Origin of the sequence: Acinetobacter boissieri, assembly GCF_900096955.1 — a bacterium.
In the GTDB taxonomy this organism is placed as follows: Bacteria; Pseudomonadota; Gammaproteobacteria; order Pseudomonadales; family Moraxellaceae; genus Acinetobacter; species Acinetobacter boissieri.
The window spans coordinates 18,149-39,524 of the sequence record NZ_FMYL01000003.1 but is presented as its reverse complement, the minus strand read 5'-3'; the positions used below and the strand labels follow the sequence as shown (position 1 = coordinate 39,524).

The following is a 21,376-nucleotide window of genomic DNA, read 5'->3' as shown; positions in this document are numbered from 1 at the left end:
CTGACTTATAAAAGCTGTAATCAAAGCTGAGAGGCATATCCATGACATGATTCATCGCAATACCGCTGTCAAAGCCCAGCACATAGCACTTTTCAATGAGAATATTGGTCCAAGTCTTTGAACAATCCGAAAAAGCAACTAGAGGTACAAAATCGCATAGGAGCATCATCTGTACCTCTTACAGTAAATCCATCACTATCTAAGCCAATATCGATCATTAGCCCTGTATCTTCAGATAACATCTTGAAATCATCGAAATAAGCCTCAAACTCACTTAACGGCAAATCTTTTAAATAATTCAAACGTTTCATGAAGCCTTCTTCAAAACTTGAGGCCACTGGATCTAAAAAACCTTTCAACACATCATGCTCTACGTAAGAAAGCTGTATAGCCATACAACATGCGATCCACTCAGCAACACTTTTACACTTAGCCTCTAAATACTCCGCCTCTAATCCTGTGATTAGACGTAAAGAGACGTCCTCATGTTTGAAACACGTTTTAAAGTTTGCGCTATCACCTAAAAATTTAGAAAAATCCACATCAACACCAAGCAAGGTATCGGACTGTGTTTCCAAATACTTCAGCAATAAAAAATACCGCTCTTGTACTGTCATTTTTAATGGATCTACAGTGCCTTTCAAAGTGGCTCGTAAAAACTCACTCAAACGGCGCTCATTCTGTATCTGAGGAATAACTGACACTTTTAGTGCATCATTAAAGCTAATCTCATGCATTTGATAATGCTGATCATGTATAGTGATTGGGTTGAAAGTAATCATTTTGATCCACCATATAACTTAGAAATATCTTTAGCATCCCAAGCGGTTTTACTTACAAGGTTGAGGCTTAATGTCGCATTTAACCTATTCCCATTTTTATCAATTGCACCACCAAGTGGCGTTGATACACTCTCTAAAATAAACGGCGTATAGGTTTTGCCATGTAACGTTAATGAGATAAAAGGCGGTATAGAACTTGGAAATAGTTTGTTATCTAGCTTAGAATCACTCATGCCTTGCACAAGAGTTCCAGCGTATAACTCTTGCGGTAAGCACCACGCTTGCAATGTTTGAATAATCTCTTCAACTTCAGAAACTGCATCTTCAATGGCAATCAAAAAGACAGTCATTGTTAAACGTACCGACTGGGTACTTAGAAAGATTTGCTCTGTATTTACTTTGGTGAGATTAGTTCGCCCTTTTGCACTATCTGCCAACTTTTGTAATGTCCCTAAAATAGGATCGGTCACCGCCGATACCGCACTACCAGCGGCATTTCCTAACACACCACCGGCAACACTACCCAATGTTTCCATAAGTTGCCCAGACTGTAACCCGGCCATAAGGGTCGGTAACTTATGTTCAGGGTTCGAGTTTTCAAATGGAGTCTGCCATTGGCTTTCTAATGCCATTTCGCCTTCAACAAACAACGCACTCACTGCCGTGCTCGTGGTTTTTTCTTTGTCATCAAGCAAAGTGAATGTCACTAATTTATGTGGTGAAATTGATGTGTAAACCACACTCGTATTATTTTTTTGTTGTTGATGACTTTGCTGATTGTCAGCAGCAGCTGTTGCTAAAAGTTGATCAGACATAATGGAAGTTTAATTAATTTCTTAACTGCCATTTTAAAGTGATTATTTTATGGGTTTTTGGGTGTTCCAATATGCAAAAAGCGGCGTAAGAAAATCTTACACCGCCATTTACTCAGAAGAGTCTAATTATTTCAACTATGAAAGCCTTTCAACCTGTTCTCAAACTGAGACAGATCAATAAATAACTCTTCATCTTCATTAAGTGACCATCGTGATGTATTTGCCACAATTTGACCAAGATGATAGTTTTTAAAAGCATCGGCAGCGACTAAAGTTGCTAAATCATCAGCTTCTACAGAATACGCTTCAATCACACTTTTAGGATACTGAGTACGCTCATAAAACGCATCTTCGGATTCATTATTTTGTTTCGCAATAACCCATTCAACTGCAGGTAAATATCCACCTAAATATAACCAGAAATCTACACCACGATCCGCCATCAGTTTTGCATTATTAAAAAATGCGTGTTTAATCACATGATCAACTAAATCATTATCCAACACACCTTGCTGTTTAAGTGTCTGGCGAACATCTTCTGTTACTTCATGAATATCATTGCTTGGAGTTAAGTAATTAATCATTTGTATTTCGCCTCAACAATTTCAATCTCTTGATCATCATACCATTGTAGACCAATTAGGTTTTCAAAAGATGCCAGGTCAATAATCCACATACCACCAGCTCTAGACCAATAAGCATACTTTACTGTTTTCTTGAGCGCATTTTTATTTTGGTAGAGAATATTATCTTTATTATCACCTGCTTTTAGACCGATAACTTTTACATTACGAGTATTTGTAATTGCAATACGATTAGCCAATTCAATTTGATTTACCTCAAGTGCTTGGCCATTACTATCCAATAGCACCATGTCTGCAATCCAACGTTTTACAACTGCAATTGTTTTAAACGTATCAATAAGATCATTAGTGTTTGATACCACATTACTGAACAAAGATCGCATTACTGCATTTAACAGCCTATTCAGCTCATCGTTATCAATCCCCTCCTTAAATGCTTTAACCGCTAATCCCTGTTCTGAACTTGTTAAAGCCTCGCTCTGTAAAGAACGAACGGTCAAATCAGACGAAAGAAAAGAAAAAGCCCATTCTTCAGGTACCGAGATGGTTTGATTGATCGAATCAAGATAAGGAACAAAACTTTCATTAAAAAAATAAACATCACTTGTTTTAGCGAAGCCTTGAATATCTAAATCTTTGAGATAAATATTTTGGACTGATACCTTACCCAAAAACTCACTATTTGCATCAAAAGGGAATATACTGTTGTACCCATCGACAACATCAGAAATCGTATCTTTAAGCTCATGTAAACAGCCTTTAGACAGATAAATACGACCTGTTACTTTATGAACTATTCTCCCAGTCCTCACTGAGGTATATTCTTTTTCCCACGCTTGCTGATTTTCAATCACTCGTTGATTTACGAGATTTTCAACTTCAACAATATCTTTTGAAAAAACCAAAGCCCAACGTGGCAGTTTGTTCACATCAAAAACTTTATGCTCTTTACATAAGGCCAAATCATGATGAGCCATAAAATCTAAAGCTATCTGGCGTTTTTTAGGCTCAATCGCTTTATACTCATCACGTTTATCCCACTTTTTAGGGATAGCAATATTTTCATTATTATCTATTGAAGTAATTTTGATATAACTAAACTGACTTCCATCAAGTGATTGAATGAGATCAAGATCACGCCAAAACACCCCATTTTCATCAAGTGCTGCCACGCCATCAACCAACTGTTGTCGCTCAGAAAGACTCCAAGGACCATCTGCATAATCTAAAAATGCCTGTGCTGTTGCCATCTTCATATTATTGGCATTAGATTGAATATTTCTCACCTGATTAAACACGGCGTTATCTAAAGATTCATTTTGATCAACCCACTCGATTGAATCAGAATAGCCAATCTCAGGATTGATAGATCCAATGATACTTTTTGCACTGATACTATATCGGGTACTGATATCAACTTTAGAAGCAAGAGCATTCAATATTTTAGAAGATGCATCATCATCACCCAATAACCCATCATACTGCTGAGTAATCGTAGCAATCTTGGCTTTATATTCCTGAATTACACTGTCTTTTTGAGCTTTTTGTTGTTTTTTAAGCAACTGTATAATACGTTCAAAATCATGCTGTGCTCTGGTGAAAAATAGTGCACTGAAACCAACCGCTTCCTGGTATTTACTTTTCATCATGTTGCGATATAACAACTTCGATTGGGCCTGTGTTTTTGCCAAAAATTCCGATTTTTCTCGATTCTCTTTTGCCTTCATTAAAGAGGCAATCTCATCTGGGTTATTCGCCTTAATCAACTCCTCGTAATCCCTTTTTGTCAATTCACGAGAAACGGTAAGTGTGCCATCAACATTGGTGCCTTGTTGCATAAGTTGGTCGATCCAATCCGACTTACCAGAAATCAAACGTTGCTTATACTCATCAAAGGTCCCATTGGCATTATAATAATACACAGATACCCGATCTTGATTATTACCTTGACGTACACCACGGCCATTACGTTGTTGTATAGAATCTGGGGTCCAGCCTGTCGTTAGATGGTGAATAGCTTGCGTACCAATCTGTAGATCAATGCCTGTTTCTGCTTTTTTGTTCGCAATGACTACAAGATAATGATTGGATGCAAACATATCCTGAACCGCTTGCATTTGCTCAGTATCAGGCGTGCCTTTTTCACCATTAGGTAACGTTTGTGCATTAATAATCGCAATTTGACTCGACCTTACACCACAAAAAGCCATCAAACCGCGCTTAATAATCTGCTGCATTGCCAAGGCATCGCAAAAAATCAATTGTTTTGTAATTCCTTGATACTTTGGACTAGATTGCTCTAGTTTGAAATTTTCAATCATCGTTTGGACTTTAGCAGACAACTTAGGCTTGACCTGCAGCTGCTCTTGATCGACAAGCGACAATAACTGAGCCACAGCACCAGCATGATCAACATTCAATATCAAACGTGAGTTCTGATCATCAAGTGAAACTTGACACTGTACAGTGAATATCTCTGATACACTTCCGTCACTTGCTTCAACAAACTTTGATGTAACTAACTCATCATCAACACTTGGGAAACGGCGTTCCGATTTGATTTTAACCTGCTTAGCATTAAACTTTTGCATGACTTTGTTTGCTACTTCAATGTCACTGGGGTCAAAATCAAATGGTGTAATCCGCATTAACCCCATTTCTTTACCCGTTAAAATCACATCTGACATACGCCCAATCAAATTAAATGGGTGGGCAATCGTTTCATCTATATCACCTGTCATTGCTTTATATTGCTCATATTTCAATAAATCGCTTTCACTGGCATTGATCGCACCACCTTTCACCAAATCTTTCGCGATATCATAAAATCTTTTCATGTCATTAATAGATGCTTGATCGACGTCAGGTAAATCTACAGAAATTTGTACTTCATGCTCATCAGGAATCTTTAAACCCCGTTCCCGGGCAGTTTGAATATTTGCAATACCGTGAATCGCCGACTTTAACAAGTTGACATTTTTAAAGCCGATAAAGGTATCTGGTGCATGTAATTGCCCGGTGATATTTTCTTGTGGGATTGCTTGAACACTTGCAAATGTACTTAAAAAGTCATCTGTTGTGTGAATAGTTTCTCCACCCATCAATCGCATTGCTTCCTTATCACCAATCGCTAATGAAAGCATAGTTAATATTTCAACCGGTGAGTTGGTAAAAGGCGTGGCTGTCAATAGGACCACACCATCATTGAGTGAACCACTCATACCTCTGACATACCATGACTTAATCGCTGCACTGAGTGCCCGTGTAGACAAGGTATTCTCACTAAGCAATGAAAGCCCTTTCACACGAGAAAATGAATCACCACCACTCTTACCATTTTTAAACATTTGAGCTTCATCAAAAACCAAAGAATCGACACCCAAATCCTCGAAATATGCCAACTTCGATTCATAACGATTGAGTTTTTTGATTTTTGTGGCTAAATGAGCATCTTGACGCTCATGATCTTGATTTCGTTCAATCGCTTTTGCATTATTTTCTCGATCATGCTGTTCAATCGTGAGTTCACGCAGTGGAATCATATTAAATGCATCCACTGTGATTAAAATTTTCCGATACTTTTTACCCTGAGCACGCACTAGCAAGGACAAATCAGTTGCATTAAATTTAGAATTTACAGACTCATTAGCCATTTCATTCGTACCAATCACTAGCACATCATCGGTATTGTCATAGGCCATTTTTACATCAGTTTGCCATTTACTAATGGTATGACTTGGCACAACAAACATCGTTCTTTTCTTAACACCAATATTATGCATATTCTGAACCGATGCCAATGCAGTCAATGTTTTACCTAAGCCCACATCAAAGCCACATATCCCACTAAATTTACGAGATAAACGGCGTATTTCTTCATTTTGATAATTATTTAAGGCTATAAACCCAGTTTTCTTCGGATTAAAACCATTGATCGTTAAAGGAGCATCATCTAATTCAACGGCAAACGTTTTATTTGAAGGCGCATTCATGGCTTGATCAAGTTGAGCCATAAACTGATCATTCGACTTTAACCAGACATTAAAACTCACATTGAGCGAGTTGTAATACTCTAAAAGCATATTCTGTAAATGAACATGATCAACTTTGCTCAAGCTGTCGTGATCTGGTACTGAAAGGCGTTGATTATTATTAATAGAGTTAAAAACTCGATTTAATATAAAACGGCGTAATCTGGTATTTGAATCATTCATCAAACCTCGTTCAATATCCGCTTTTTCATATTTAATTAATTCAGCCAAAGTGACCTTACTTTCAACCAACAAACGATCTTCAGCATCTAAAATGGCCAAGCCATCAACAAACTCATTAAAAAATTGTGCTTTTACTTGTATAGAGACCGTTGTACCAATCAAGTCATACTGCAGTTTTTTTACATCAATGACGGAAACTCTGTTTTTGGCTTCATTTTTTTGGTGGATTAGTTTTTCTTTAATCAACGGATCATGTGCCTGGCTTATTTCATACTCAATGTTTGTTAAAAACTCTTGATAATTCCCCACATAATAATCACGAGCAAGCGTCACCTTCGTACCATCTGCATTAATACAAAAGTGATGATCTTCCATCGGATCAAAATCAGGATTACTTAACTTCAATTGCTGAATATCAACTTGCCAATGGTCGGCATTACCTGTGTAAATCGCTTTTTCATAACTTTGTTGAGCACTTAATTCTTGCTCAAAAACCTGAGCCTCACTTTCGCCATGCCAGTAGCGTGACAAACCATCAGGTTGCGATCCATCAAAAACAACAGAGACTGTTTTCAAATACCGCTTAAAATCGCTTGATTTAGGTGTATAGGCACCATTTAAATACGCTTGAGCATATCCGGTCATATATTTAGTCAGCGTTGGATAACGCTCACTATAGGCCATATTATTTTGCGGTTGCTTTAATGCATCGATAATTGACAATATGCATAGCCAAAAATCAAATTGGTGCTTATTTGCACCAGCTATTGCATCTTGCAGAAATACTAGCCAATTAGGTTGCTTTAATTGCTGAGCTAACATTTGCGATTGGTACAATGCTAGCGTATCTAGATCAATATTAGCTTCAAGTAATGCATACGGCGTTTGTAGTACATTACTGTTAAAATTAAATACCGTGTCTACTTGCGTCCATGCACCATTCTCTAAAGTAAATGTCGCCCCATCAACACATCGAGTATCACCCTCTTGCACATCTAATGGCTCAACTTCAGCTGTGGCATCTAACAAAGCATAATCGATACGACTGCTCGGAAACTTTTTAACCAATGCTAGAATATTACTTAATGAGTCATCATTAACAACACGTTCAACCTCACCAAAACGTCCACTGGCAGTGACTGTATCCCCCAATATAAAATGCCGACCATAGGTTTTAAAATATCGACCAGAAATAATATCACTATCTAATACCTGTGCATCAACCAGTGTAGATAGCTCACCATGTTCAAACAAATTATTAATTTTTTCCCCAACATCTCGACCAAACTTTTTCAGCACAATAATATCAGTGGTCACATCAGCACCCGTGGCATCAAATACCTTGTTCGGTAGCCGATATGCACCGAGCAAATCTGCACGGATTAGAATCTGCTGTCTAAACTTTCTAAACTTCACCCCATCTAGCACTTTTGTCGGTACAACAAACATTGCCAAGCCATTAGGGCGTAATTTGTCTAAAGACCGTTTAATGAAGTACTCTTCCAACGTATCACGCTGATATTTTTTATCTAAAATTTTGTTTTTACCGCGATCTGAGTTACTTCCAAATGGTACATTGGTCATCACAGCATCGAACATTTCATCTTCTGTCGCAAATGCTACCTGTTCAAATGGCGATACAGTCACTTTATGCGTATCACTACCATTAACTAACTGATTAATCCCACCTGAGATGTCCGACAACTCCACACTGTGCATCAAAATATCTTTAGGCGCTGTTGCTGAAAATATACCTGTTCCGGCACTTGGATCTAATACACTCCCACCGCTAAAGCCTTGCGCTTTTAGAAGGTCCCACATTGAGGAAGCAACTTCAGTCGGCGTATAGTATTCATAGGCACTTCCCTTGAGCCCATCTTCACCAACTAAGTTACCGCCTGTGCCAGTATATTTTGCTAAAATTTCCTTTTGCTCAATCGTTGCATTTTCACCACTATTTTGAAGCTGTCTGAGCAACTGTACTGCTTGGTTATTATCTTTTTGACGCACCGATGCACTTTTAACACGATCTGAAAATAGTAACGTTTGTTTTTTCGTCATCGCATTTAAAATGAATGACAAAATATCCAAAGCATTGCTAGAGTTAACATGACACATAAGAAACCATAATCACTATATTGTTATAGCCATTATGGTCACTACAAAAGAATGCTTTTTAGCTTGTTCCAATCAAACCAATCGCTCCACCTCAGACAATGCAAAGCCAACTGCATCAGCTACAGATACGGGTTGAGGCTCACCAAATAACCCCAAAGATTGTCCTTCAATTTCATTTTTTTCAATATACTTCGCCAGTGCAGCAAAAAACTTGGCCATTTTTTTTACAGAGCGACTATTTTGACTGACGAATAAGGCAATTTCGGCAACGCCATCAGATAAGTCACCAAATAATCCTTGTTGCTTTAAAAACTCACCGACATCTTGACCTTGCCTTTGTGCCGATACAATCGCATCAGATGCTTCATTAATGGCCGCCATAAGCTCATCATTCATTGATGCATGCATACCATCAACAATATTTGCACTCACATCCTCAACCTGTGCTTGACTGACTACACTCAATGACTTGGCTTCCATGAATTTAACTGCCGATACTGCCAATGCATTAATCATATTTTGTAAATCGGGCTTCGTTTGATCGGCCATCATCTCTAATAATCTTTCATCATCATAGGCTTTTGCAAATAGAGCCTGTCGTACACGAACCACAAATGCTTGTGTAAAGTACCCATTTTTATCTAAGTATTGAGCAGCTTCGGTATCGCCTAGTTTGGCTAAGAATGCTGCTAAAAATTTATGATTGCTTGCTGCCATAAAATCACCATTCTCACTCGGAGAAAACAGTGAAACCACATGATCATCCAGCCATTTTGCATCACTTAATGCTCGTTCAGTCGCTGTTTGACTGAGCTTGTCATCTTGATTGGCTGCAATCGCAAACTCAATACGCTCACGCATATTTGATGATGTTCTGATTCTTACTAATATAGGCTTTTGTATTGCCAATACTTCTGAACGACTAAAGCCTAAATACTCTGCATCTTCTAAAAGATCATGCTTATATTGCTCGGCTTTTCCCTGTGCATAAGCCAACTTAAGGGCCATCGTTCGACCATTACCCGACTCAACCGCCATATCCTCACCGACAATTGGAGCACCTGTATCAGCTCTACGACTACGCCCCAAGCTATCATAATCAATATTTTGTGCCGTTTTTTGTACCCAAGCAATTGATGAATGACGAGAACGATCACGAGGCTGTAACTCTTGTGGATATAACTTATTTTCTGCACCCGTTTCACTATGTGATGCTTGAATTGAATCAATATCAACCAATGCAAGGGCTGTTAAATAACTTTTTCCATTCGCCGTTTTCACCTCAACATGACGGCCCCTAAATCCTGTAGATTGGGCTGTTTTTTGCAACTTTTCTGATAGACGGCTATCGAGGTAATGCAATACAAGATTATTAGATTTAATGTTTTTCATAAAAAAATAGCCAGATAATGTATCTCGCTATTTTTACAAAAACCTCATACCTAATATGGCTATGTTCCACTGACCAATGCATCGTACTCTGATGATGTAATCACATCTTTCTCTATCGCTTCACGTGCTAAGGCTTCAACGGCGTTAGATAACTGCCAGTGCTTTTGATCTTTTTGTGCTTCGGCAAATACATCTCTGACTGTTTGGATAGAAAGTGTTTTTTTACCATCAATCACAGCTTGGTAAAGCGTATTGATTATTTGTTGGGATTGCCCTCCCAATAACATAACAATTTCAATCACTCGCTTGGTCGCTTTAATTACATCAAAACCCTTAATCTGACCAGATTTTAGCTGTGCAATTAAGTGAATACGTTCTTTTGAAAGTTTAATCTGTTCTAGTTTAATCATGACCTGGCACCTCCAGAGAAATCGCATACGTCGCAAAGGCATCGGCAACTTTTTCAAACAAGGTCTGGCTTTCTGGCGTTAAACGCCCATGTATTTCTTCAAGCTTTGCGACCATATCATCAGTTTGTTGATGATCTGAGAAATCAATTTTACCATCAAGGATATCCTGTAAATACTCAACATCATCATCGTTTGACTTATCTGTTACAGTTGGAATCGTTGAGCGATCCGTATTTACAACATAATCTTCTCCTTCAATAAATAAATTCAGTACATATTCATCGTTATTCGACGCATCTGAATCTACAGAATCAAACTCATTGACATTGTTTTGTTTATTTTCTAAACTAATCTCTAAGTTGGCAACACACGAAACAGGTAGGTCAGGTGAAGTATTCACTACACCCCTGTCGCATGTAGCTGTTGCAGATAGAATCCCGTCGAAAGATGGGATTTTTTTTACTTCATCAATACACCCAAATTCATTATCTTTTACCATCTTGACGACATTATCATTTATTTGTATATTATGTGTGTGAGTTGGCACACTAGGTTGGCTACTAGCCAGCAGATGAGATCCCAACTGGTCTCCTGATTTGTAATTAGTAGCACTAAATGCCTCTTTTATTGAGGCATTTTCTTTGCCTAAAATATTATCAAAATGACTAATTTCATCTTCAATAGTGTAATCATATTGAAAATGACCACCTATTTTTTCTTTGATCACAAATTTTACATTTAAAAACTTATTGTCTAATTCAATTTTACTTTGCATGTAATGATAAGCAATTAATCCTTTTAATTTTTCAGATTCTAAATAACTTTCCTTTGTAACTAAATTACTTGCAGTAGCAATCAAATTAGGAATAACTGGAATAATTTTTAGCTTTCTAGTATCCGCACTAAAAGAGGTTATTTTACTGACTCCCTCCCTGCTTATATCCACCATGCTTTGCAAAGCTGGACAATAAACAGGATGACCTCGCATGTCCATTAGTTTTTGTTTTGCAACTTTTAATAATGCTTTTTTCCCTTCAGGCGTATCTGGAAACTCACCAAATTCATCACCTTGAATCACGATAGGCGTATCATCGACTGGTTTAGATCGAGCCAACAATAACTGCTCCGCCTCAGATTCAGTTAATTTTTTCCCTGTTGTCTTGTCTATAATCTGAGTAATTTCAATGTTCACGCCATCATCACTAGATGCAGAATCAAAGCCATTGACTTCATCAACATAATTTGCTTGAATGGAATCAAGGTGAGTAACCTCTCTTTGAGGAAGCCCTTCGGTGATGCTCAGAGCATCCGAACCCACGCTTTGTCGTGGGTTTGTTATTTTTGAAGTCCCCATATAATACAATAACTGCCCCTGCTGACCTGCACCCACCTTTAATGTAATATGAATCTTAAACTGTGCTGTATCTACCACTTTATCAAACTGGTAAAAACCCGTAATGCCATCTTTACGTACTTTACTCAACGGCTCTAACTGCCCCACTACACCTCTTAGCAAGACTTCTGGAATATACGGTATTGCCAATAATTTCATCGGACGAATACGATCAAATATTTTTCCTCTTGACTTACTGCTAATACGAACATCACCCACTTTAGTTTGAACAATCAAGTCTTGTAATTTTGCACTAAAATAACGCTTTGCCCCAGCAGATGGGCGCTCATCTTCTGCTAGATCACCAATATAACCTTGAAAATCCTGTTCAGCCTGTTGGCTATTCCATGCCGTCAATACCTTGCTAGATTCACGATCTTTTGCCTTTTTTTCTTCCAACACCTGATTAGTATTGGCTTGCACTTCATCTAATTGCTTTTTCACAGATTCAATATCAGCATTGAGTTGATCTAATTTAAGTTTTTTATCTTGCAATCTTGCTTGGGTTTCGTTCAACTCTTTTTCAACTTGCTGTTTTTTAGCTTGCGTACGCACAAAACGAGCCGAGTTTTTATTGACTAACTGCATGATACGACCTGCCAGTACGGGCATCGATAAACCTTCGCCCTGGTTAGGTTGGACCACGCCCGTCACATCACGGCGATTAAGTAAAGTTTTCCAAGAAATCAATGTATCGGATTGTGCCAGCTTAGATGGTGTACTGTCTGGGTTATGAAATAATATGGTGATAGTTTGCCCATCTTTCATCAAATACGATACAGCCACTTGTGCAACGCCCTTACGTTTAAACGGCTTGCTTATTTCAATATTCTCAACGTGTACACCACCCTTTGATGCATTATTCATCGCTTTATGCAAAAGGCCCATAAAGTATTCTAAATGCTGATAGTCAACAATGATTGAATCAAATGCTTGCTCAATTGAACCAATTTGCTCTAAATATGATGCCAAACCGTCAAATGAATTTAACAACCCATTATGGTCATCGTGGGATTGCATATCAAATAACAACGTAGATAACTGTCCGCTATGTGACTTTAAGCTCATGTTATCCCACATCGGCTTTTCAGCAGTGGCCACATCTTGCAATTCATTTAATTGCCATGGCTGAATAAGGCGTGGTTTATCATGATAATAAGCACAATCAAGATGACGCTTTAGGCCATATACAGACGTTTCCATCGTATCTACATGTACATTCGCTGAATCAAATAAATGCCCATAATGCATGAGTGCGAGACTTGATGCTTCAACATCATCAACTGCACCCAATACAGCGACAGAATCAAAGTGATCTTCAGACTGAAGGTTCACAACACGCCACTGATCATGTGCTGTGACTGATTCAGTAACAACTGCTTTCAACACACCATATTCACCGTGTACACATCCAAGAAAACATGCTCCTGTGTTCATTATCGAGTCAAACCCTGCAACACAGTAGCTTTGGTATGGTGCATATTGCTGTTTAAATATCGCTGTATTTTTCACACAAAGGCCTAATTATCAAATAATAGCCATTATGTCGGGTTTGAAAACTCATTTTTTTTCATGTTCCAACTATGCCAACATCGGAAACATTTTAGTGAAATTCAACGTCACCATACCCACACCGTTTGCCATACTGGTTTCAAGTGGTAAGTTTGCTGCTTGTAATGCCACAATATGCTCCACCTCAAACGGCCTTGTACTGTTACTATGTTTGTCAAAAATATATATTTTTAATCGCATCAAATAATCTTTCGGTAAAGCCTGTGTACCATCTTCTCTAAACATAACTGACTTAATTGCTTTAGCACTGTTGATAATTGAAGCATTACGAGTTTCAATAAAAGTGATGCTTATATCGCCAGTACCATTTGTAGTGAAGTAATTCAATTGATAATGGCCCACATGAACACTGTCACTTTGAGCATCCATAGTAGACAGATCAATATTAGTGGCGAGCCACATCAGCTTAAAATCAGGATCAATCAGTGGAATGTTCTGTGGTGATTTCGCTGGTGCATAACCACGAGAAAGCATCGTCTTTAAATCAAAAGATGAATATAAATCCACCTGTTTACTCACAATTTCAGCATCATCGTAAAATGCCTCAAGTGTGACACCAAAATGAGCCATAGATAACACATCAAGCCCATATAACTCAGAAAAAACACCTTGTGCTTGATCTCCTGCCATCCCAGCCCAAGGTCCAATATTGCTTATTTTTGGAGTATCGGGATTGGCTTTGACGTGAATAGTATCCATATTGGCAACAACGGCATCAGCCATGATTAAATCTCCTCAGCATCAATATTGTCTAATGTTTGACTTTCCTCACCATCTCCCATTAATGGCGTTTCAACACTTTGAGATAAATCTTTCGCCATGGCGACAGCTTCGTCATAATCAATACCAGCATCCCGCTCTAGCATTTGTACTAAAACTGCTTCACTCAGTTGCAACTCTTTTAGAGCGGCAATCGCTTGTGCTTTAATTGCAACTGCATTCATACGTGTTTGCTGATTACTGATTGCTTCCGTCATTGCAGCAGATTGATCACTGTAAAAATCGATCTGCCATGGATAATCATTATGTGTAAACTCCTCACCAAAAGCATAGCCCCAATCTAAAGCAAGAATCTTGTTAATAAACTCTGAAGTTGCTTGACGAATCATTAAAGAACGGCGCATGATTTGACTTGATGTATGAAAAGCTGCACCGTCGCCTAAACCTCCAGACATCATATCCGCCCAACCAACCATACTTGGGTCTAAGCCTAATCCCCCCATCAATAGCCGTACATTAATCATAAATGTTTCAGTATTAATCGTTTGCTGACGTTGCCCTTTAATATCTCCAATAGGATTTAAAATTTGTTTCTCATTGGTTGTTGGTAGTAGATGGTATTTTGTATTCCATAATGCCTCACCACCCTCTAAAGCAGATCTCACATACTTTTCATGGTCTTGAATGATCCCCTGTAAGCCATCAACATATGCCTTACGTTGAGCCGGTGGCATAGCCGTCATATTAACGGATAGAAACATCTGGTTGACTGCATCAGCAATCTGCTGACTATTCATACTCGATAATGCCAACACGATATTGTCGTAAAATTCTTCAACCTCTGCACAAAATGAACCGCCAACAGGTGCCTGGATAATCGGTAATTCTTCTAATGTATCTGCTTGTAATGTTTTGCTGATATAGAGCGTGTCTGTCAGATCATATTGTGGTACATGGGTAATACGTGGCATCTTCAAACGTAACATTTGAATCATATTTAATTTAGATACCACTTTTTGCCATGTTTTTGCATCTAGAGCCTGATATACAACCGTTTTGTTACCTTGTTCATAGGCTTGTATCAGCGGTGGATAGGTATATTCATTGGCAAGGAAATCAACAACACCGATTCCTTTCTTACCATATACTCGGATATAACCATCACCAAAACCAATCGCATCACGACAAACCTTCACAATATACTTATTAATTAAGCGTTCCATTGGCTTAATACGTTTTTCTAAACGTTGTAACTGTTCCTTACTACCACCTTTTTCAATAGCTTGACGTAAACTTTCCGATGGTGTGATAAATACTTGTTGGCTAGTATTCACATCACCACCGAGAGCAGCTGTAATATGAATACCCATTGCTTCTGATATTGGGGCAAAACGTAACATTTGTTCCCATTTAGTATAAATTTCTTTTCTGGTACGCCGTTTGTTCTTTTTTCCCTCAAACGTACCTAATGAGAATGGATTCATTGCATCTTGAGCATGAGCCATACTTTCTTGGCTTGCTGTTACAATGGCATTTGAACTTACATCACCACTAGATGTTGTATTGAGTAGTATTGCTAAAATATCTGATACAGCCATAAGAAATGCCAAAAACAATTATTCAATTATTTTGGCTGATATTTTTGAGCTTAATCGAGGTTGTTCCAAGCACGAGTTTAGGTTACTCCATGACTGATGTTTTACTTCCTCTTGAATCTATATGAACATGTTTTTTAGTACTTTTACCATCAATTACAATATCAGGAGTAATGATTTTTCCTTTTGTCTGCTCAATATCACCATTAAATGTAGTCTTTCCAGTAAAATTTACATTCGCTTCTATATTTATAATTTGTGCATTAATATTAATATTTCGATCTGCCAATAGCTCAATATTTTTTTGTCTAATACGGCGTACATCCTGAACATTACCCTGACCATGGCTCGAGTAAAAAGCAATTACAGGACGGGCTTGGTCTCCACCATCAAAAAAAATGTATACATCATTACCTTCGATGATCTGACGTTCTGTATCTCGATCATCATCACCCACAGGATAAGCAAAAGTAGCTGTTAAGCCACTCTCTACGCCGTCAGTTAAACCAAAGATATGAACTTGGGCTGTTCGATCGATTGGATTATAACTTAGTATTTTTGCTCTTTGGAACATTAGCCTTACCTTAGTATCTTATTGGACTCTTGAATCATTCGGTGATGGCAACAAACAAAATTCCGCAGATAAATCCCCACTGATATACAGCTTCACTTTCATATTTTTAGAAGTTAAATTATAAATCTGAATAACATATTTCCAATCCCAGCCACCATCAGGATAGTCCACTCTTTTTTTAATCTGTTCAAAAGAAATTAGCTGGTCGATAGATCCTAGCTGACTAGGCACGTTGTAAAGCGTACCCTTTATTTCAAAAGCAGAAATAGCAGACAAAAACATACCATCAGAATCGCCTGGTATTTCAAATACGGAGATAGGATTAATACAATCCATATCTTGTACATTTGACAGCCTCAGCACACTAACGCTTGGCACGCCCAGATCAAGCATAGACTGTACAGCGATATAATCAGGATTATGCGGCTCATAACCTAATTCAGACTGAATATTCCCATTATGAATAATCATCGGCCTATCAAGACGACCTCGTTTGAACGAACCAATCAGCAACGGCATACCATTACTCGTTGGCTGTCCCTGTGTACGATCTTGCACACCCTGCCACTGAATCCCTACCGTTTCACCGAGTACTTTTGTTGTCATCTATTCATACCTATTTTTCAATAGACATAGGTTAATACCTTTACACAAAACTATTTGGTAATGTTCCGAAGTTATAAAGATCATCTATATTCAATTTATATAGTAAGAAATGTACGTCCCTGCCAATCCAAAACGAGTGCATACCCCCATTCATCTACCATTTTCAACGGTGGGTTTGTTAATGTATTGTTTGGGTTGTCTGTAGTATAAATATCCTTTTGTTGACGTGTATTTTGAATCGCCGTTGTTGACTGCTGTGCATGGATCGGAATAAGTCTTAAAGGAATGGCTCGTTTTCTCAAATCACCATCATCTGCTTTCATACCTATAATATTTTCATTATAGCCATTCAATCGATAAAAGGCTTTTCTAGAGTAACCAATGCGGCCATAGCATCCCTCATCATAATGGCCGGTGAGTTTTGGCAAAAATAATTGATTTTCTGTTAGAGTCTTCAGCTCATCAATTAAACCATCATAGATAAAGTTATCTGCATCAAGATTGAATAAAACTTTACCACGAGCAAGACGATGGGCCACATTTTTGGCATAACTTGATGTATATGCATACTCATGAACCATTTCAAAGTATTTAAGCTTTCCCATTTTGAGTTCGTTTAAATACTCACTAAAAATATAATTTTTTAGCCCATCATTCGATTTGTAATCCAATAAAACAATCTCACACTCATCATCAAGTTGCTTGATATTATGGGCAATTGTTTTTTTTAGTTGCCAAAGACGACCTTTACACGTGGTACAAAAAGAAATTTTCATAAACTAGAATTAACTGCAGCAAAAAATACCACTGTAGGCAATATCACTTTATCACCAACTTTTATCATCATTTTTGCATCTTGAGATGTTACATTTTGAAAAACCAAATGTTCTTTCCCTTCGCCATTACCACTGTCGTCATAACAAGAAATTGTATTCGTTAAGTTAAAATAGTTAAAAATATTAGAAATAAAGTTATTCAAACTATTGCCATATTGAATCACATCTTGTGATGTAATTAATTTAGAGAAGTCAGTTCCATTGAGATTAATGACAACAATACGTCCAATATCTGCATCAGCAATAGTACCAAAACTCATCTCAAGATATGTAACGGCATTTACACCATTTGCAACTCGTAATACATTCACATTTGGCACACCCATATCAAGCATAGATTGCACTGCAAGATAGTCTGAGCGATCAGGTTCATATCCTAGCTCAGACCGAATATTCCCATTATGAATAATCATTGGCTTATCAATTCGCCCACGTTTAAATGAACCAATCAGCAAGGGCACACCATTAGAAGATGGTTGCCCCTGTGTATGATCTTGTACACCCTGCCACTGGATCCCTACCGCTTCACCGAGTACTTTTGTAGTCATCTATTCATACCTGTTTTTCAATAGGTATAGATTAATATGCTACTAATTAATTATTTTTAGATGTTCCAATACTAAATTGGAAGTAAAGTAAAATTAAACCCGGTATCTGTTAATGTGAGCGTTTTGTTGGTGTTGAGTGGTGATATCTCAGGTGGCTTCTGCCAATAAGTCTCATACTGGGGATACTTGGATTTAATATCAAAAAACATATTTTTGATGTCTAAATCCATTTTATCGGTATTTGTAATAACCAAATCGTAAATATATACACCATCAGTAGATTCAATTAAATTTACTTTGTAGCCTAAATAGATCAAATCGTAATATATTGCGATTTCAGACGTTGGTAAAAACTCCATAAACCTATCAAAATTTATACCATTTACTGAATAGGATCTGTTTAACCCAATGTTGTCAGCATAATCATTATTATTTTTAACAAATAAGCGAATGATGGCACTATTTGAAGCTAGATATGTACTTTCTAAAACTTCTTGTTTTAAACAAATATCATAAATTTTCTTACCGCTTCCATCACTTTTTGTATAAATACATGGGTTTGTATTTTTATCACTCACTTGCCAATTTTCGATAAAAGATAAATCTGTAATTCGGCACGTATCATCATTTACGAAAAAGTATAAGGTAGAGATAAAACCATCACCATCAGTTAGATTATCCACAAATACCCTGAATGGGTATTTGTCCTTGTTGGCTGGTTGTGTTAATGAGTATACATCTGGTGCTAAATCAATCCTGTTGTTGTCTTTATCCGTCACGGATAAAAACATTCCACCAAACCCGTAAGTAGTTTTAGATTTTAGAGAAAAAACTGCTATAGGCATTGCCCCATCACAGCTAATATTTGTACTTGGTGGTACAGCAGGTATAGGTAATTCACTTTCTTGTTTTTGACTATTCACTTTTAATACATTGATGTTGGATACCCCCATATCAAGCATAGACTGTACAGCAATATAATCAGGATTATGTGGCTCATATCCTAATTCAGATTTAATATTGCCATTGTGAATAAGCATTGGTTTATCAGTACGACCTCGCTTAAAAGAACCAACCAACAACGGTACACCATTAGAAGATGGTTGCCCTTGTGTGCGGTCTTGCACCCCTTGCCACTGAACTCCAACTGCCTCGCCTAATATCTTTGTAGTCATACATCTATACCGATTATTTAGATAGATATAGCGTAAGACCTTTTTTATCGGTGATTTTTAAGTATTCCAATGGAGAAAAGTTATTCATATTCCAAAAAAACACCTCCTAAGATAAGAGGTGTTTTCAATACAACATGAATATGACTATTTTTTTGTACCACATTGCGGACAAAATGCCATGTTAGTTTCTAACTTGAAGCCACATGATGTACAAAAGCTACTCTTTATCGGCATTTCATGAGGCTCACTTTCATCTTGTTTGGCTTGATGCCCCCCTAACACGCTATCATGAGACTTATTAGAAGATAATCCAGATATTTTAGAATGATCAACTGATTTATGTACTGAAGCATTGATTTGATTTAATGTTGATAATTTATCTAAATCACTATTAGCTGTTGGAGCAATAATTAAACTTTGTTCCTGTGCAAAATATACCAAGTGATCTTTCAACTGAACGGCATCATCTTTACATGCAACCATACTTAGAATACTTCGATCTTTGAACTTACCAAAAGCTGTTGTTGCAATTTCAGCAACCCATACTCGAATCGTCATTGTTTCCACATTGATTACTTCTTTTTGAGTCTTAACAGTATCTTCCAAATAACGACCAAAATTCATTTGTGATGCTTGATAATTTCCTTTGACCTCTACCCAAATCAGCTTGGATACAAAATCAAACCGGCTCCATAAATAGCTACCATGAGTAAAACAAAATCTTCCTAATATCCATAGTGATATACCCAAAAAGCCAAGACTAAAATAAGACATATCTAGATAGTGACCATTATAGATGCCTTTTGTAAACATACTCAATAAAATCACTGATGCAAAAAAACATAGAAGTCCAAAACTGTTCAAAACACCTAACCAACGATAGTATTTTTCTTTAAAACATGATGCAAATGTCATATCCTTTAAAGTATTGGCTGGTACAGGTTGTGTTTCTTCTAATATTTCACCCTCAAATGTTCCACGATCTTTATTATTTTCTAAGATTGGCAATATTCTAGAATAGATACGATTTGGTATCGAGCTCACCCATTGGTCTTGAAGGTTTCTCTCCAATTCATCAAATATTTGCATAGGTTGACAATTCATACTCATGCTATCTTGTACCATACCTGCATTTGCTGGAGGTGGACTCTTCACCATTTGAGAAATGACTGCTAGGAAAAATATTCCGATCGCAACGAGTGCCATAACAAGTATAAAAATAGCTTTACCCATGCTTGGTAACCACGCTGGAGCAATTGCATTATGTGTTAGCATTGGAATCACAACAGGCCCAATAATCGCAAGCACAATTAATGCAACAACTTTGAATATTTCAATATTATATGAGCTTGACCCCGTATGCCCCATTGGTTTGACTAAAACAAATAATGTCAAAATATTATAAAATATACCCAACCAATCTAATGCATTTCCAGATGCTCCCATTTTGGTCACCAATGCACTAATCAGCGTAATTATAAAAACAATTGCACTTTGAAATTGAACTTCTGCTGCATTTCGAATAAATAAAGGTGAAAAAATAAGGTTAGGGAAAAGACTATATAAAATACCGTTAATTGGACCTCTTGGCTCATGATAACTCAGTGCACTTTGTCGAAGAAGATCTTTAATACGCTGCGCATTTTGGCTAATACCTATCTCTTGATCAGAATACTCAGGAGCTAAACTGGCAGGCTGATCACGACCAAAATAAAACTTTAAATTAGATAGCCCTTTAGTTAGTAACAAACCACCATAAATCAACATCATAATACCCATGACCAAAGGTATCGCTGCAATGATTGGTCCACCACTCAATGCATTTTTTGCATTAAGCAACAATAAAACACCCGATAAAATAAAAAGAGTTGCCCCTAAAAATTTAAATATATTTTCTATTTTATAAGGATTAGGAAATTCAAAACGTTGATCTTTAGAGTTATATTCGTAAGCCATATTTAATTTATTACCCCTAATAATATTTATTCATAAAATGTTGGTGATTTTACAATAAAACAAATTAAATACAAATATATGAATAA

General features: G+C 37.3%; 15 protein-coding genes. All 15 read right to left on the bottom strand.

Annotated features, from left to right (window positions below; translation table 11 throughout):
• Positions 1 to 92 precede the first annotated feature (92 nt).
• Positions 93 to 782: a hypothetical protein gene (locus BLS38_RS03745; protein ID WP_092747005.1), complete on the bottom strand. Its 690-nt coding sequence runs from the start codon at positions 780 to 782 to the stop codon at positions 93 to 95.
• Positions 779 to 1,597, bottom strand: coding sequence for a hypothetical protein (locus BLS38_RS03740; protein WP_092747004.1), 819 nt, complete (start codon positions 1,595 to 1,597; stop codon positions 779 to 781). Before BLS38_RS03740 ends, BLS38_RS03745 begins: the two co-directional genes overlap by 4 nt.
• A gap of 131 nt (positions 1,598 to 1,728) precedes the next feature.
• Positions 1,729 to 2,181 carry a hypothetical protein gene (locus BLS38_RS03735; protein WP_092747003.1) on the bottom strand — a complete coding sequence of 151 codons (453 nt, stop codon included), beginning with the start codon at positions 2,179 to 2,181 and terminating at the stop codon, positions 1,729 to 1,731.
• Positions 2,178 to 8,513, bottom strand: coding sequence for an Eco57I restriction-modification methylase domain-containing protein (locus BLS38_RS03730; protein ID WP_092747002.1), 6,336 nt, complete (start codon positions 8,511 to 8,513; stop codon positions 2,178 to 2,180). Before BLS38_RS03730 ends, BLS38_RS03735 begins: the two co-directional genes overlap by 4 nt.
• Positions 8,514 to 8,585: 72 nt before the next feature.
• The gene (locus tag BLS38_RS03725; protein ID WP_092747001.1) at positions 8,586 to 9,905 is read right to left on the bottom strand and encodes a hypothetical protein; all 1,320 of its coding nucleotides are present in this window, start codon (positions 9,903 to 9,905) and stop codon (positions 8,586 to 8,588) included.
• Positions 9,906 to 9,964: 59 nt separating this feature from the next.
• Complete coding sequence (locus tag BLS38_RS03720) at positions 9,965 to 10,315, bottom strand: hypothetical protein (protein ID WP_092747000.1); 351 nt, start codon at positions 10,313 to 10,315, stop codon at positions 9,965 to 9,967.
• Positions 10,308 to 13,220, bottom strand: a complete 2,913-nt coding sequence (locus tag BLS38_RS03715; protein ID WP_092746999.1) for a defense against restriction DarA-related protein — start codon at positions 13,218 to 13,220, stop codon at positions 10,308 to 10,310. The genes BLS38_RS03720 and BLS38_RS03715 overlap by 8 nt, the downstream gene beginning before the upstream one ends.
• A gap of 69 nt (positions 13,221 to 13,289) precedes the next feature.
• Positions 13,290 to 14,003 carry a hypothetical protein gene (locus BLS38_RS03710; protein WP_244518162.1) on the bottom strand — a complete coding sequence of 238 codons (714 nt, stop codon included), beginning with the start codon at positions 14,001 to 14,003 and terminating at the stop codon, positions 13,290 to 13,292.
• A 2-nt stretch (positions 14,004 to 14,005) separates the two neighbouring features.
• Complete coding sequence (locus BLS38_RS03705; RefSeq protein WP_244518160.1) at positions 14,006 to 15,598, bottom strand: hypothetical protein; 1,593 nt, start codon at positions 15,596 to 15,598, stop codon at positions 14,006 to 14,008.
• An 82-nt stretch (positions 15,599 to 15,680) separates the two neighbouring features.
• A complete protein-coding gene (locus tag BLS38_RS03700) occupies positions 15,681 to 16,169 on the bottom strand; it encodes a hypothetical protein (RefSeq protein WP_092746998.1) in 489 nt (162 codons plus the stop codon).
• Positions 16,170 to 16,187: 18 nt separating this feature from the next.
• Entirely contained in the window at positions 16,188 to 16,775 is a 588-nt protein-coding gene (locus tag BLS38_RS13120) for a hypothetical protein (protein WP_244518159.1), read from the bottom strand.
• A 95-nt stretch (positions 16,776 to 16,870) separates the two neighbouring features.
• Entirely contained in the window at positions 16,871 to 17,551 is a 681-nt protein-coding gene (locus BLS38_RS03690) for a glycosyltransferase family 2 protein (RefSeq protein WP_092746997.1), read from the bottom strand.
• Positions 17,548 to 18,159 (bottom strand): hypothetical protein, encoded by a 612-nt coding sequence (locus tag BLS38_RS13115; protein ID WP_244518157.1) that lies wholly within the window; start codon positions 18,157 to 18,159, stop codon positions 17,548 to 17,550. The genes BLS38_RS03690 and BLS38_RS13115 overlap by 4 nt, the downstream gene beginning before the upstream one ends.
• 71 nt (positions 18,160 to 18,230) lie before the next feature.
• Positions 18,231 to 19,334 (bottom strand): hypothetical protein, encoded by a 1,104-nt coding sequence (locus tag BLS38_RS13110; RefSeq protein WP_244518155.1) that lies wholly within the window; start codon positions 19,332 to 19,334, stop codon positions 18,231 to 18,233.
• 144 nt (positions 19,335 to 19,478) lie between these two features.
• Positions 19,479 to 21,290, bottom strand: coding sequence for a zinc ribbon domain-containing protein (locus BLS38_RS03675; RefSeq protein ID WP_092746996.1), 1,812 nt, complete (start codon positions 21,288 to 21,290; stop codon positions 19,479 to 19,481).
• Positions 21,291 to 21,376: the final 86 nt, after the last annotated feature.